This window comes from Nostoc sp. (genome assembly GCF_036919895.1).
In the GTDB taxonomy this organism is placed as follows: Bacteria; Cyanobacteriota; Cyanobacteriia; order Cyanobacteriales; family Nostocaceae; genus Nostoc.
On record NZ_JBALBW010000095.1, the window covers coordinates 45,258 to 58,899 of the forward strand.

Below are 13,642 nucleotides of genomic sequence, written 5' to 3' on the forward strand. Positions count from 1 at the left end.
ATTAATTATTTGCTGTTTGTCGGACTCGGTTTAGGAATGGTGAGCGAAGAAGGTAGTTTCTGACTATTATCTACCGGTTGCTGCCACTCTGATAGTTCCCGATTCACGGCATTTGCAAAATCTGTAGATACCAACAGTACATTTATATTTCCATCGGGTTTTGTCGGAGGGTCAGCTTGAGCATACAAGAAACGTCCGTTAAAGTTAGATTTACCCAAAATCAACTGATGGTTTTGCCGGTTTTTTAAGGTGATATTGATAGTAGCTGGGGGTTGATCTAAGGTAAATTGTCCAAGCTCCTTTGCTGGAGTTGATAAGGTGCGATCGCTATTACCTTTGACCAACAAATCCATTAAATAAGAAACAATAGCATCATTGGCTGGCCCCGATATTGGGGATTTGATGACCCACTTTGGGTTACTAGATTCAGGGTTACGTTCTAGATTTAGGGTGAGTTTTTTTGTTTTGACTGTTAGAGATTGCACATCATCTGCTTCAAAAGAGAAAATTTTCTGCTTTTGCTCCTTCGTTTCTTCTCGGACAGCCGCACCCCGAATCTCAGAAAAGTAAACAAAACCACCTAAACCCAGCGCTAGCAGTATCAAAATTAAAGTCGTTCTCGGCAATTTCATTTTTTAGTCATTTGTCATTTGTCATTTGTCGTTCGTGAAGAGTTAGTATTTATAACTCCTAACTTCTAACTCACTTCTTACCGTCGTTTCCACCAGATAATAACTGCGATCGCAAATCCAATTAAAGGCAAAATTAAAAGAGATGACAATATTAAAAAATTACCTTGTGTGGTTGTCAGGGTTATCCGACGGTTTTTCGGTTCCTTGGGGCGAATGGAAAGGGGTTGCTGATCCTGTTGACTCAGCCAAGTAACTGAGTTGAGGAATACATCCCCATTTAATTGCTGTTGAAACAAGCCATCGGTGGCGAAACTAGAATTTCCTAAAACTACTAACCGCGACTCAGTAGCAGTTTGAGATGAGGGAGTTGGGGAAGCAGTAGCCGCAGGTGTCGGAGTGGTGGTAGCTTTGCCTTGGGTGGTTGGTGATGGCAGGGGTGAAGCTTGTGGAGTCTTGCGGGAGGGCGAAGGAGTGGGGGTAGCTTTGCCTTGAGTGGTTGGTGATGGCAGGGGCGAAGGTGCCGGTGCAGCTTGGGGAATGGAAGCAGATTTAGCTGCTTGTTTTCTTGTTAAAGCAACGCCCAAGGTTAAAGGCCCTTTTAGGTCTTTACCTTCATTAAACTCCAATTTTTCGCTTTGGAGGTCGCTTTCTGCCCAGCTTTTGGGATAGGGTTTGGTTCGTAGCAATGGAGTAGCCTGAACACCAGGCACAGAGGTAATTTCCAGGGGACGGGAAATCGGATAAAAAGAATTACCGTTACCGAAATCTTTGGTAATTGGATGTTGTCCGTATTCTGTGACTAAGGGTGCAGCAGGGCCAAGTCCGACTACGCTTTCGCCAGAGACATCGACTGCTAAACGATTGTCTAGACGAACACCCCACTCTTGTAGCAAGCTGTCAAGTTTGGGATCGGTATTCGGATCGATCATCAGCAGTAAGTTACCACCGCGATTCAGATATTCTTGCAAAGCTTTGACTTCGCCTTCAAATAGCCCTCGCTTGGGGCCTGCTACTATTACTACAGACGCATCTTGAGGAACTTTAGAAGTTTCTCCTAAATTCAGAGGTGATGTTGTAAAGTTTTTGTCGCCTAATCCCTGAACTGCTTGTGATATTGCATCTTTACCAGGCGAAAGTTGGCGTTCGCCATGACCCTGGAGTAAGTAAACTTTGGCTGTGGTTGAATTTGTTAGTTGTTGCAGCCGACTAGTTAATCTGATTTCTGACAAACGCTCATTTTGATTTACTGTTTGTACTAATTGCCGTTTATCCCCAGATTCTAAATAAACTTCCCCGTAATCTTTAACGCCAAACTTTTCTGCCAATCCTGGCCTAGCTTGGGGGTCAATATACTCATATTTAAATTTTGAGCTTTGCCGTTGATAATTTTCTAGTAATTCTCGGTCTTGGGGATTTTGGTTAATATCAAATACCCACACTTTAACTGGTTGTGGTAAAGCACTCACCAATTCTCGTGACTGAGGCGCAAGGGTAAACAATTGACTTTCTGTTAAGTCTGCCCGCAAGTGATAGCGAGTCCCCAAAAAGTTAATCAATCCCAAAATTGCCAACACTGCTAGAGTTGCTACTAAGGCATTAGTCCCAGCTTGGGTAGAGCGACGTTTCCACCAGTTAGTCTCATAGCTTTGCCATATTATCCCTAATCCACTGATTACAATTCCTGTAATCAGAAATGCTAATGGAATTAGTCTCCACTGTTCAGAGACTAACCCAACTGTTAAGCCGACAGCAATTAGGAATGGGCCTAACCAAAACAGATATTTCCACAGTTTCTTTTTTGCAACTATATTCATATTCTTAAACTGAAGTGAGGAATTAGGAATTATGAGTGTTCGACTATCTTAAACTCTTATTCCTTTGTGTCCTTTGCGGTTCATTTTTCATTATTTTGCTTAAGTCCTGATGACTTTTAACTCCTTACTCCTAACTGTCAACTCATAACTCATAAAACTACTGCCTTTGAAAACGTAGTGCATCAATTGATTGAGCGGTGAGAAAGATGCCCAGAAAAATGTAACTGGCGAATAAAATTAAGGCGCTGGTATCAAAAATTCCTTGAATTAAAGTGTTGTAATTTTTCAGCAACGACAGATAACCTAAAGCTTCACCTACTGGGCCAGGGACAATTCTGGCGATTAAATCAATCAATAACAATAATAAAATTACTGCAAATGTGAAAACAGCAGACAGAATTGTGCTGTCTGTTAAGGAAGAAATAAACATTCCTATAGATAAAATTGCTGCTGCTAGTAAGATTAATCCAAAATGACCCAGTAAGGGAATTGAGAACGCCATTGGTGGATTCGAGCCACTGATTGCGATCGCTTCCAACACTAACATGGGTACAACCATTGTGGTAAAAAATGTTAGCACACCTAATAACTTACCTACGGCTACCGCCCAATTGGTAATTGGTGATGTGGCTAATAGTTCTAAAGTGCCGCGCTTCCGTTCTTCGGCATAGAGTCCCATCGAGAGAATCGGCAAGATAAACAACAATAGCCACCCCATACGATCCAAAAATGCCCGAACGAATTCGTAGGGGACATCTATCGGCGGTGTTGGTACTCCGAGTTGTTGCCCTTGTGCATCTATGGCCGCCACTCCTAGCAAAATGCCATCTGGCCCTAGCAAAATCATCACGAAGAATAACCCGGCGATGAACCAAAATATGCCTGCGATCGCATAAGCTAAAGGCGATACAAAATAACTCTGTAACTCTCGGCGATAAATGGCAATAATATTACTCAGCACTATACCCATTTACGCTGCCTCTCCTTTGTTGTCTGCTGCTAAGTCTACTTCAGTCTCGAAGTTCTTTTCTTCTGTGGTTAGTTGCAAGAATACATCTTCTAAGGTAGCGTTAACTCGCCGCAGTTCATGTAAACCGAATCCTGCACGCACTAATGTGGCCACAATATCCTTTCCTGGTTCTTTTCCTGGTTGCGATATCACCCGCAGGTAAGCGCGATTTATCTGCGGTTGATGTCCTCCGGCTGTGGGAATCGATTCTATCAAACTCACACCTGCAACATTTTGCAATACCTGTTTCGCTAAGGCAGCTTCTCCTTCTATTTCCAATTCATATCCCGAACCACCTGTCAACTGAGTCATCAAGTTTTCTGGTGTATTAGTTGCCACAACTTTGCCGCGATTTATGATGGCGACACGGCTACAAGTCATGCTCACTTCTGGCAAAATGTGCGTGGAAAGGATAATTGTGTGAGTACCAGCGAGGCTTTTGATTAAATTCCGCACTTCTATGATTTGTCGAGGATCGAGTCCAACGGTGGGTTCATCGAGAATAATCGCTGGTGGATCGTGGACGATCGCTTGAGCAATTCCGACACGTTGGCGGTATCCTTTAGAGAGTTTGCGAATAATCACTCGCCGCTTATCTTCTAAGTTGCAGCGTTTGATGGCGGCTGTTACCTTGTTGGGGCGATCGCCTGCTGATACTCCCTTAATTTGGGCGACAAAATGCAAAAATCCCTCAACCGTCATGTCTGGATATAACGGCGGTGTTTCCGGCAAATAACCAATTCGTTGGCGCACAGCCAGGGAATTTTCATGGACATCATAACCAGCAATGCGGGCATTTCCATTTGTTGCCGGTAAATAACCAGCGAGAATCCGCATGGTTGTGGTTTTACCAGCGCCATTGGGGCCAAGAAGCCCTAAAATCTCCCCAGGTTCGACGCTAAAAGTAACATCAGTAATCGCTGGGGTAGAGCCGTATATTTTACTCAGATGTTCAACTTCAATCATCCGTATAGTGGCGATCGCAATTTATAAGATACCCAACAATCTTAGATCGCAATATTGAGTATGGGGGACTGGCACTAAGATTAGCCGACAACGGGTAAAGTTCCTGAAAACTCTAATCCCTTTGCATATTAAAGAAGGGGGAAAAATTAAAACCTCTCTCCTCTTAATGAGAAGAAAGGTTTTCTAAATCCCGTGAAAAGTCAGCATTGTCAACGGAAACAATCGCATTGTTAGTCGAAACAATGGCATTGTCAATGGAAACAATGCTATTGTCAATCGGAACAATCGTATTGTTAGGCGAAACAATGGCATTGTCAGCCAAAACAATGTCATTGCAACTCTAAAAGACTTGTGTGTACCTGACTTTTCACGTTATGTAGGAAAGCGCAGGAAGAACCTAACCCCCTCCTTCCCGACGTGGGAAGGGGAAAATTCAAAGTCTCTCTCCTCTTAGGAGAGAGATTTAGAGAGAGGTTTTCCATATAACGTGAAAAGTCACATTAATAATAGCTGCCAGATTTTCGATGCTCCAAAGCAGTGATACCATCATTTTCCAACACTTCACCATGATTGATGACGGCATAAATTAACCATCTATCGCCACATTCAAGCTGATTTTGCACCGTACATTCTAAATAGGCTAATGCCTCATTCAAAATCAAACAACCATTATCAGCAGTTTTTGTGGAAAGATTTGCAAAGGGATTATCGCCTAAAGTGCTGTGACGAGAAAAATAGCGTCGGACATTTCTGCCTTCTTTAAGGATATTCAGCACAAATTGATCGCCAGGATGATGCATTAACTCTGCATTTTGCTCGTTTGCGATCGCAATCATAATTCCTGGCGGGTTAAAAGTTGCCTGAGATATCCAAGAAGTTAAAACCCCTTTGTGGGTTTCTTCATCACGAGTTGTCACAACACACAAAGAACCAATAATCCGCCCCACCGCTTGTTCGGTACGATCAACATGGGTTTCTGTTACAACCTGGCGGGAAGTCCGCAATTTTTTGGTTTTCTTTAAGTTTTGAGCAAAAGACGCACCCGCTTCTTGACACTGCTGAAGAATTTCAGGAGTCGGGCTAAAACGCACTCGAATTGTTTCAAATCCTAGTTGATAATTAGCATCTTTGAGCTTGCTTTCGATTAAATCTATTGCCTCGCCACTCCAACCGTAGGAACCAAACACCCCTGCTAACTTAGTTTTAGCCGCCACAGAGAGAACTATTCCTAAAGCTGTTTGAATTTGAGTCGGTGCATGGCCGCCTAATGTAGGTGAGCCGATAATCAAGCCATCGGAAGTTTCGACAATGCGGTTAATCTCGGCAGAATCTGCTAATTCACAATTGATTGATTGTACATTAATTCCATTTTGAATCAAACCTTGTGCGATCGCATTCGCCATAATTGCTGTATTACCATAAGCAGAAGCATAAAGCAAAGCGACACTCAATTCTTGAGATTTTTGTCCTTGACACCATTGACGGTAGTCATAAGTAAAACGGCTGAGGCTATAACGCACAACTGGCCCGTGTGCTGGGGCATAACATCTGGCTCCTAAAACCGATATTTTATCTAAAGCTACTTCAACTTGTTTAGCTTGCGGTGCATGAAGACATTCAAAATAATAACGACGTTCCGCATCTAACCCCTTCCAATCTTCATCAAACAAAGTATCTTCGCAAATATGAGCGCCAAAAAGTTTATCTGTGTAGAGAATTTTCGTTGCAGAATCATAAGTACAAAGTCCATCAGCCCACCGGGGAGTAGGTACGGTGACAAATGAGAGAAGATGTCCTTGTCCTAAATCTAGAGTATCGCCCGATCGCACCGCTTGAATAGGTGATTCAAATTCGGGAAAGGCAGTTTTTAGAGCATTAGCGGCGGGGCGAGAACAAATGAGAGTAGCTTGAGGAACCAGAGAGAGCAAAACTTGTAAGGTTGCTCTACGGTTTGGGTTGACATGACTGAGAACAATGTAATCTAGGGTAATGAAATCTAGACGTTGTGCAAGTTGCTCAAGGTAAATTTCGGTAAACGATTCGCCGGGAGGGTCAATTAAAGCCTTTTTATCAGCTTGAATCAGATAAGAATTTGCTGTAGTTCCCCGTTGACGGGAATATTCCACTTCAAATTTTAGTCTGTCCCAAGTCCGCGATCGGAGAATCAGAGTATTTTTACCAATTTCAGCAACTTGGACATCTCTGCTGTGGTTGGGCGTTAATGTTGCAACAGACATAATAACCTTTCTTAATTGGGAATTGAGAATTGGGAATTGAGAATTGGGAATTGAGAATTGGGAATTGAGAATTGGGAATTGGGAATTGGGAATTGGGAATTGGGAAAGACTTGTTGCAAGTTCTCACCTTGTCCCCTTGTTTACCCATTCCCTACTTTTAATGACCATTGGTTTGTATTAATTCAGACTTGGCTCGGTTTTTATAGCGTTTAGATGCTTCTTGTTCTGGATCAATACCTTCAAAGGTAGGGGGTAGCCAAACTCGGAGAACCAGTAGCACTCCTAGCACTAATAAAAAGGCACAAGTTGCTAAAATTTGACTCCAATTAGTTTCTAGAACACCTTTAACAATTACTTCTCGCAAAGCCGAAACAATGGAAACTTCAACAGCTACGCCAATAGATACTCGATGTTCCTGTAGGTAAATAATTAACAATCGGAATAGCTCAACTAAGATCAGTAAAAAGAGAATATCGGCAGTAACAGCATGAAAATCTAGAGGCGGAAGTAAGGAGAGAAACATATCTCTCACCTGAAGCACCATGAAGCTAAATAAACCAATACACAGAGAAATTACAATTATATCTTGGATAAATTCCAAACTTCGTACTACGCGCCCCCGATTGATTTCATACATGCTAATCGGGGTATTATCAACAGATTTATACATAGCTTTCTGTAATTGAATAGTGAGGAGTGAGGAGTTGAGAAGATTAGGCAGAACAGGAGAATAACCAATGCCCCATGCCCAATTTAATAATGATTGCCAATTTTGCGGTGATGGGCGGCAGTAAGTGCATCTAACTTGGCAACTCTTCCAGTTTGGACTGTGCTATAAATTACCCAATGATCTCCACAATCCATGCGGCTAGTAATTTCACATTCCATGTAAGCTAGAGCTTCAGCTAAAACCGGCGATTCATTTTTAGCTGGATATGTTTTCACTCCCGCAAATCTATCTGCACCAGGAGCAAAACGTTTGAGGAAATGTTTCATTAATCCTTGATATTTCCCTTCTTCTAAAACATTTAAAACAAAGCGATCGCCAACGTGCATCAAGGATTCAATTGCCCGGTCTTTAGATACTGCGATCGCAACTCCTAAAGGCTCAAGACTGGCTTGTGTCACCCAAGAAGCCAACATTGCACTCTGAACTTCTCCTTTTTTGGCGGTGATGATGTATAATCCTGTGGTAATCCGCCCTAAAGCTTTCTCTAACTCAGTATTGATAGATTTGATTTGTTTAATGGTGCGATCGCGGTTCAACCATTGACCTAAATCTGTCCCCGCTTCATCACAAAGCTGTTCCGTTGCTTGAGTAGGGATTTCTTTAACTAAAATAGGAGGAAAAGCTTCAGTTAATCCCAGTTCTTGAAACTTATTGCGTAAAGGATAAATGGGTTCATCTTCTCCCCCTCCCGACTCTAATAAACCAACAGCCTGTTTCTTGTTAACAGCAGCTAAAATAGTGCTTAAAGCCACTTGAGCCATCACCGAAGATTGAGGTGGCATTGCAATTACTAAACCAGAAGATTGTGCCACTAATTCTCTAACTTCTTGAGGCTCTGAACTATTGAGAGGAAATAATTCTACAGCTACGCCTGTTTTCGCACATCCATGAGCTATGGTACGGACTAACTGCTCGCTATGCCCATAATCTTCAACATAAAATAGAGCTACTAAAGCCTCTGTTTTTGCTTGTTCTAAACTCCAGTTTTGATACCGTCCAAGCCATTCTGAAATATATTCTTGTAGTAACGGCCCATGTCCTGTAGCAACTGTTTTTATTTCTAACTTTTCAATCCGCTTTAAAGCTGCTAAAACAGACCGGGCATTAGGCCCCATGAGACAATCATAATAATATTGAAAATCTTCCTCAAGTAAGGTGATATTTTCATCATAAGTATGGTCATCACAGTAGTGCATCCCAAACACATCACAGGTGTAAAGAGTGCTAGTTTTGTGGTCATAAGTAAAGATTGTATCAGGCCAGTGTAAGTTAGGTGCAGAGATAAATTCTAATTCGTGTCCGTTCCCTAAATCTAATCGCTCTCCACTTTTCACCTGCATTGATTTAAAAGGCTGGTGAACCATATTTTCTAAAAATTGAATAGCTACCTTAGCACCGACAATAGTAATGGAAGGAGCTAATTGCAAAATATTTTTTACTAAGCCACTGTGATCGGGTTCTGTGTGGCTAATAATCAAATAATCTATTTTAGTTGGATCGATTAATCCCACCACTATCTCAAGATATAATTCCTCAAACTTGCGGTGAGATGTGTCAACTAAGGCAACTTTTTCTCCCTGAATTAAGAAAGAATTATAAGTCGTACCATTCCGTAAACCAAACTCGACATCAAAACGTTCTCTATCCCAGTCTAGACAACGAATAGCAGTTGTTTGAGGAGCAATTTCAACAGTTTCAACCGTCAAACGTCCTGGGTTGGGAGTAACTTGAGTGGGCTGTATGAGTGCAACCATTTGTTTTCTCCAAAAAGATTGTTATGTGAAGCGAGCGTTATGTCTCTTATATTTACCTGAAATAGTCAATTAGTAAAATGCCAATTTCTAAAGCTAATCATCAGAAAGTTTTATTCATCATTTAGATTGATTTACCATTGAATTACTCAATGTTTACCATCAATAATGAATGTGAGAAAATGTAAATAATCAGTTAAAATCTTTAGGAATGTCGTTAATATTTTTTCCTCCTCCCATACAAAAAATCAACGGCGAAATCGCCCGCCACGCTGGTGTTGATCTGTATGTGCTGCGCCTGGATCTCATGCACCCGTGGGTTAACGGCAATAAGTGGTTTAAGCTGAAATACAATCTTTTAGAGGCCAAGGAGAAAAATTTTACAACGCTGCTTACTTTTGGCGGCGCTTATTCCAATCACATCTATGCAACTGCGGCGGCTGGTAATCTTTTCGGTTTTCGTACCATTGGTGTAATTCGTGGAGAGGAGACGCTACCACTAAACCCAACGCTGAGTTTTGCTCTCCAACAGGGTATGCAGCTTGTGTATTTGAACCGCGAAATGTATCGACAGCGCAACACAGCAGCGCTACAGGAATATCTGCAACAGCGCTTTGGTGAGGTGTTTATCATTCCCGAAGGCGGGAGTAATTTAAATGGTGTACGCGGTTGCACAGAGATCGTTGGTGATGCGATGCCTACGCCTAGCTACCGATTTGATTATATATGCGTAGCCTGTGGTACAGCTACCACACTGGCTGGTATTGCGCTTTCATTGTATGAGGGACAAAGAGCGATCGCTTTTCCAGTTCTCAAAAATGGCGAATTTCTTGCACAAGAAATCGAAAGTTTATTGACAAATTACCTCGCCTCTGGTTTACCTGCACCATCTAACTCCCCCGCTTCCTGGGAATTGATGTGTGATTATCACTTTGGTGGCTATGCAAAGGTGAACAATGAATTACTGGTATTTAGCCAACAATTCAAGGAAGAACATGGCATACCTCTTGATTACGTATATACCGCCAAAATGTTTTACGGAGTAATGGATTTACTACAGCAAGGATTTTTTTATCAAGGAGATTCGTTGCTGCTGGTACACACAGGAGGTTTACAGGGAAACATCGGCATAGAGAAGCGATATCTACAACGTTAAGCATACTTTATGCAAAGGAAAATTGCTGTATCATACCCTTACAAACAAATAAACGTCATCAGCTTCGTACACAAGTTTGAAAGTAGAACTGTTTCTCAGTTGGTATATTAAATCAGGATTAAACTCAGGTTTATTATTTATTAAATCTAAAAGTATGTACTTAAAAATTTCATTATCGTTTTCCCCTTTCCATTCTTGATTGACTAACTTAATCGTTTGACGTTTAGCTAAATGGGGAGCGATCTTTGCTGTAGTTAAAACACTTTCCTTAGTTTCAACTAAACTTACAGCAGTATATAGAGAAGGAAGATTAGGCAAGTTTGATAAATAACGGGTTACGAAAAAATCATATTTAGCTAACACTAAAAAAGAAAGAATAGCAGAAGTTATTAATATTTTAGGTTGTAACCAACGCCTCTTATTTTCTCGCTGATATTCTTTTATAGAATATATTAACCATACAATAATAAAAGGGAAAATAGGTAATGAGTAATGATGAGCTAAATCCCGTTGTGCTGCATAATCAGAAAAAATATTTAATAATAACATAACAAAAATACTTTGCCTTATACCATTTCTTTGTGAGTTCTGATTTGTTCAGATTTTAATGATTTTAAAAGGTATTTATGATTAAAACAAAGAGAACAAAGAGCGTTCCGCAATTGGGAACGCTCGTTTTTAGTAAATTCTGTTAAGATAATATGAATTAAACGACATCAAGCATGGATATTTGCTTGTTCCTGCAACCAAGGATCTACAGATTGTCCATCTTTGCGGCGTAATTCAATTTCCACTACCATTACTTCTTTGGAACCAGGAGGTGCAGGTTTTTTGTGGAAAATAATCTCATAATCTTCTGGATTGTGTTTGTGTTCTTTCAACCATTCTTGCACCTTGGTTGTGGCAAAAAATGATTGCCCTTGCTCAAACATTCGGGTAATCTGCAATTGCAGTGTATAAGGATTTATCCGGCTCATTTTTTACCGCCTTTGTTAAGTAAATTTTAAGACAAGTAATCTGCTTACTCTAGATAATCTAATATTAGTGCGAAGTACACACACCAGCCCAACTCCTGAGCAATATTTGATTCTAATCAGGTTAGAAATGGGGTAGGTGACGAATCGCCAATGTCATGTATAACCTATTATTCCCATTCCTCATTTCCTATTTTCCCTCCGAACACAATTGCTGCACTTTTTGAGGAACTTGCCGACACATTTGCTGGAATGCTTGGGGATTAATTTGCCACCAAGTAAATAATCCTAAACTTGTACCACCGACAAGCAACGCTAACACTCCCCCAAGCATCACTAAACGTTTACTCCGATTAGGTTTTGTAATTAAAGTTGGTGGAATTTCTGGGCTTGTAACTGATTCCTCTGAGATATCTAAATCTACATCCAAATTTAGATCCAAATTTAGATCCAAATCTAGCAAAGTTTGCGAACTTTCTGTGACAGAAATTAATTCCTCTTGTTCCTCTTGTTCCTCTTGTTCCTCTTGTTCTTCTTGTTCCTCTTGTTCCTCTTGTTCCTCTTGTTCCTCTGCTTCTTCTTGTATTTCTGCTTCTATAATTTCTTCTGGCAACGCCGGAGTCGCAGGTACTAAATATTCTGGAGAAACACGGCAATAACTGAGAACAACCGACGTATTATCACGCCCATTTTTTTCGTTTGCTAGGTTAATCCAGTTGCGGACGGCATCTTCAACTGTCATGTCACCTGTTAACACGGGTATCGCATAATCCTGCCAAGATTGTTCCACCCTGTTATTATCACTTAAACCATCAGAACACAGTAGTAATATGCCATCTTCTTCCACAATGAATCGCTGAACCTTGAGACGCAAAGATTCTGAATTTCTTGTCCCCAATGCTTGAGTTAAGGCAGTAGCATCTGTTCTAATCAGTGCTTTTCGATACAAATTTTTAGCAAAGCGGACTTCCCGCGTCGCCACATCATCATCTACTGTCAGTAGCTGACAATAGTTTCGAGTAATCCAGTAGGCACGGCTATCACCAACATTAGCCAAGTAAAGTTCATGGGTATTATTTGATTGCCATCCAGTACTGGTCTGCACTCGTTGTGGAACTTGCAACGCCATGACAATGGTTGTAGCCATGCGTTCTTTCCCTTGGCGTTTTTGTTCGTTGTTGCGGGCACAAATCAGATTATTTACCACCCGTAAGCTTGCTTCTAATTGTTCTTGCAACAACTCTGGTGATATAAGTACAGTTTGTTCTGTTACCTCCGCTAGCAAGGCGCGAATTTGCAACTTTACAGACTGCACTGCTAATTTACTCGCAACCTCGCCGCCTTCGTGCCCGCCAATGCCATCGCAAACAATTGACAAGCAAGACAATAAAGGTTCATCTAAATCACTCAAAGCGTTGGGGTAGCAAGCATCTTCATTTTGCGCCATAATTGGGCCAATATCTGTAGAGCCTGCCACCTTCAAAACCAATGGCAATTCTGCCGCAGATGCTAGTAATAAACCATTAAGTTGAGTAGCAATATCATCCAACTCAACTTCAGTTTCACACATTTCCTGGACTATGTTTTGTAACCCTTTAGCTACTGATGTCTTTGCAGTAGCTACCCAAAACTGCCAACACTCACCCAGATTTTGTAAACTCAGCTTCTTATCTTCTGGTGTTTGGTAGAGTTCTAATAGTCGCACACACCAACCTTGGACTCTTAAATTGTCTACTACTAGTAAACTGCGGCTAAGTCCTAATTCTGATAAAGGTGTCCAAAGTTGAAGAATTTGCCACAGCCAATAAACTTGTCTTACCGCCGTTGCTTGCTCCCATGCCTCAACAATAGTTGGATAGATATTTCCTCTCTCATCTATCGGTACATTTTCTAATAAGAGGATATTAGTTGTATCTTCCTCACCATCACTAGCAAACCCATAAGCCTGGGGCAGATGTAACCTTTCTTGATATAACTGTAGATAAGGAATTACTTCCTTTGGCAATTCTTCAGGGACATCTGGCGGCAGTCCCGGTTGAGTATCCAGCCAAATTTGGTGAGTAACTACCCCATATCTGTCTGCTACCTTTGTGCCTGGTGTGATTTGAGCAGACAATGAGCCAGTAGCCCAAATATAGCGGTGAACCAAAGGAGTTTGGCAACTAGCACAAACACGATCTCCCATCGGATTAATGGGGCTATGACAGTTTGGATTTATACAATAAATTGTCAGTTGAGTAGAAATCATAAAAGTATAAATTAAAAAACCAATCAACTCATGAATTTCGATTACATTTAGCTGGCAATGACTTGAAGGCTAGAATAGACTGGATTCGTGTACCGCTAGCTACACCTGGTTACTGAAATTAATCA

Annotated in this window: 12 protein-coding genes; 1 reads left to right on the plus strand and 11 read right to left on the minus strand. The window is 41.2% G+C overall.

The annotated features are described in order from the left end of the window. Window positions 1-5: 5 nt before the first annotated feature. From V7K55_RS19320 to V7K55_RS19355, 8 genes are all read right to left on the minus strand, one after another. On the minus strand, window positions 6-632 hold the full coding sequence (locus V7K55_RS19320) for a DUF4340 domain-containing protein (RefSeq protein WP_334834191.1): 627 nt from the start codon (window positions 630-632) through the stop codon (window positions 6-8). A gap of 77 nt (window positions 633-709) precedes the next feature. Next, a complete protein-coding gene (locus V7K55_RS19325; RefSeq protein ID WP_334834193.1) occupies window positions 710-2,446 on the minus strand; it encodes a GldG family protein in 1,737 nt (578 codons plus the stop codon). Between the two features lie 157 nt (window positions 2,447-2,603). Then, on the minus strand, window positions 2,604-3,416 hold the full coding sequence (locus V7K55_RS19330) for an ABC transporter permease (RefSeq protein WP_334834196.1): 813 nt from the start codon (window positions 3,414-3,416) through the stop codon (window positions 2,604-2,606). Beyond that, window positions 3,417-4,421: an ABC transporter ATP-binding protein gene (locus V7K55_RS19335; protein ID WP_334834198.1), complete on the minus strand. Its 1,005-nt coding sequence runs from the start codon at window positions 4,419-4,421 to the stop codon at window positions 3,417-3,419. Between the two features lie 163 nt (window positions 4,422-4,584). Then, on the minus strand, window positions 4,585-4,743 hold the full coding sequence (locus V7K55_RS19340; RefSeq protein ID WP_334834200.1) for a hypothetical protein: 159 nt from the start codon (window positions 4,741-4,743) through the stop codon (window positions 4,585-4,587). Window positions 4,744-4,921: 178 nt separating this feature from the next. Then, window positions 4,922-6,658: a diflavin flavoprotein gene (locus V7K55_RS19345; RefSeq protein WP_334834202.1), complete on the minus strand. Its 1,737-nt coding sequence runs from the start codon at window positions 6,656-6,658 to the stop codon at window positions 4,922-4,924. Window positions 6,659-6,815: 157 nt separating this feature from the next. Beyond that, window positions 6,816-7,328 (minus strand): phosphate-starvation-inducible PsiE family protein, encoded by a 513-nt coding sequence (locus tag V7K55_RS19350; RefSeq protein WP_334834204.1) that lies wholly within the window; start codon window positions 7,326-7,328, stop codon window positions 6,816-6,818. Between the two features lie 83 nt (window positions 7,329-7,411). Then, window positions 7,412-9,142, minus strand: coding sequence for a diflavin flavoprotein (locus tag V7K55_RS19355; protein ID WP_334834206.1), 1,731 nt, complete (start codon window positions 9,140-9,142; stop codon window positions 7,412-7,414). 208 nt (window positions 9,143-9,350) lie between these two features. Between V7K55_RS19355 and V7K55_RS19360 the strand changes: the two genes are divergently transcribed. Continuing rightward, on the plus strand, window positions 9,351-10,295 hold the full coding sequence (locus V7K55_RS19360) for a 1-aminocyclopropane-1-carboxylate deaminase/D-cysteine desulfhydrase (protein ID WP_334834208.1): 945 nt from the start codon (window positions 9,351-9,353) through the stop codon (window positions 10,293-10,295). Window positions 10,296-10,325: 30 nt separating this feature from the next. On the opposite strand, the gene V7K55_RS19365 is transcribed toward V7K55_RS19360, so the two are convergent. The 3 genes from V7K55_RS19365 to V7K55_RS19375 all read right to left on the minus strand — a co-directional run bounded on the left by V7K55_RS19365 (window position 10,326) and on the right by V7K55_RS19375 (window position 13,517). Next, window positions 10,326-10,844 (minus strand): DUF2079 domain-containing protein, encoded by a 519-nt coding sequence (locus V7K55_RS19365; RefSeq protein ID WP_334834210.1) that lies wholly within the window; start codon window positions 10,842-10,844, stop codon window positions 10,326-10,328. Between the two features lie 167 nt (window positions 10,845-11,011). Beyond that, window positions 11,012-11,272, minus strand: a complete 261-nt coding sequence (locus V7K55_RS19370) for a hypothetical protein (RefSeq protein WP_334834211.1) — start codon at window positions 11,270-11,272, stop codon at window positions 11,012-11,014. Between the two features lie 187 nt (window positions 11,273-11,459). Then, window positions 11,460-13,517: a protein phosphatase 2C domain-containing protein gene (locus V7K55_RS19375; protein ID WP_334834212.1), complete on the minus strand. Its 2,058-nt coding sequence runs from the start codon at window positions 13,515-13,517 to the stop codon at window positions 11,460-11,462. Window positions 13,518-13,642 lie beyond the last annotated feature (125 nt).

Excerpts from the sequence above, each read along its gene's own strand:
- V7K55_RS19360 (WP_334834208.1), top strand. The coding sequence starts at position 9,351 with ATGTCGTTAATATTTTTTCCTCCTCCCATACAAAAAATCAACGGCGAA.
- V7K55_RS19375 (WP_334834212.1), bottom strand. The coding sequence starts at position 13,517 with ATGATTTCTACTCAACTGACAATTTATTGTATAAATCCAAACTGTCAT.
- V7K55_RS19335 (WP_334834198.1), bottom strand. The coding sequence starts at position 4,421 with ATGATTGAAGTTGAACATCTGAGTAAAATATACGGCTCTACCCCAGCG.
- V7K55_RS19330 (WP_334834196.1), bottom strand. The coding sequence starts at position 3,416 with ATGGGTATAGTGCTGAGTAATATTATTGCCATTTATCGCCGAGAGTTA.
- V7K55_RS19365 (WP_334834210.1), bottom strand. The coding sequence starts at position 10,844 with ATGTTATTATTAAATATTTTTTCTGATTATGCAGCACAACGGGATTTA.
- V7K55_RS19345 (WP_334834202.1), bottom strand. The coding sequence starts at position 6,658 with ATGTCTGTTGCAACATTAACGCCCAACCACAGCAGAGATGTCCAAGTT.
- V7K55_RS19370 (WP_334834211.1), bottom strand. The coding sequence starts at position 11,272 with ATGAGCCGGATAAATCCTTATACACTGCAATTGCAGATTACCCGAATG.
- V7K55_RS19325 (WP_334834193.1), bottom strand. The coding sequence starts at position 2,446 with ATGAATATAGTTGCAAAAAAGAAACTGTGGAAATATCTGTTTTGGTTA.
- V7K55_RS19355 (WP_334834206.1), bottom strand. The coding sequence starts at position 9,142 with ATGGTTGCACTCATACAGCCCACTCAAGTTACTCCCAACCCAGGACGT.
- V7K55_RS19350 (WP_334834204.1), bottom strand. The coding sequence starts at position 7,328 with ATGTATAAATCTGTTGATAATACCCCGATTAGCATGTATGAAATCAAT.
- V7K55_RS19320 (WP_334834191.1), bottom strand. The coding sequence starts at position 632 with ATGAAATTGCCGAGAACGACTTTAATTTTGATACTGCTAGCGCTGGGT.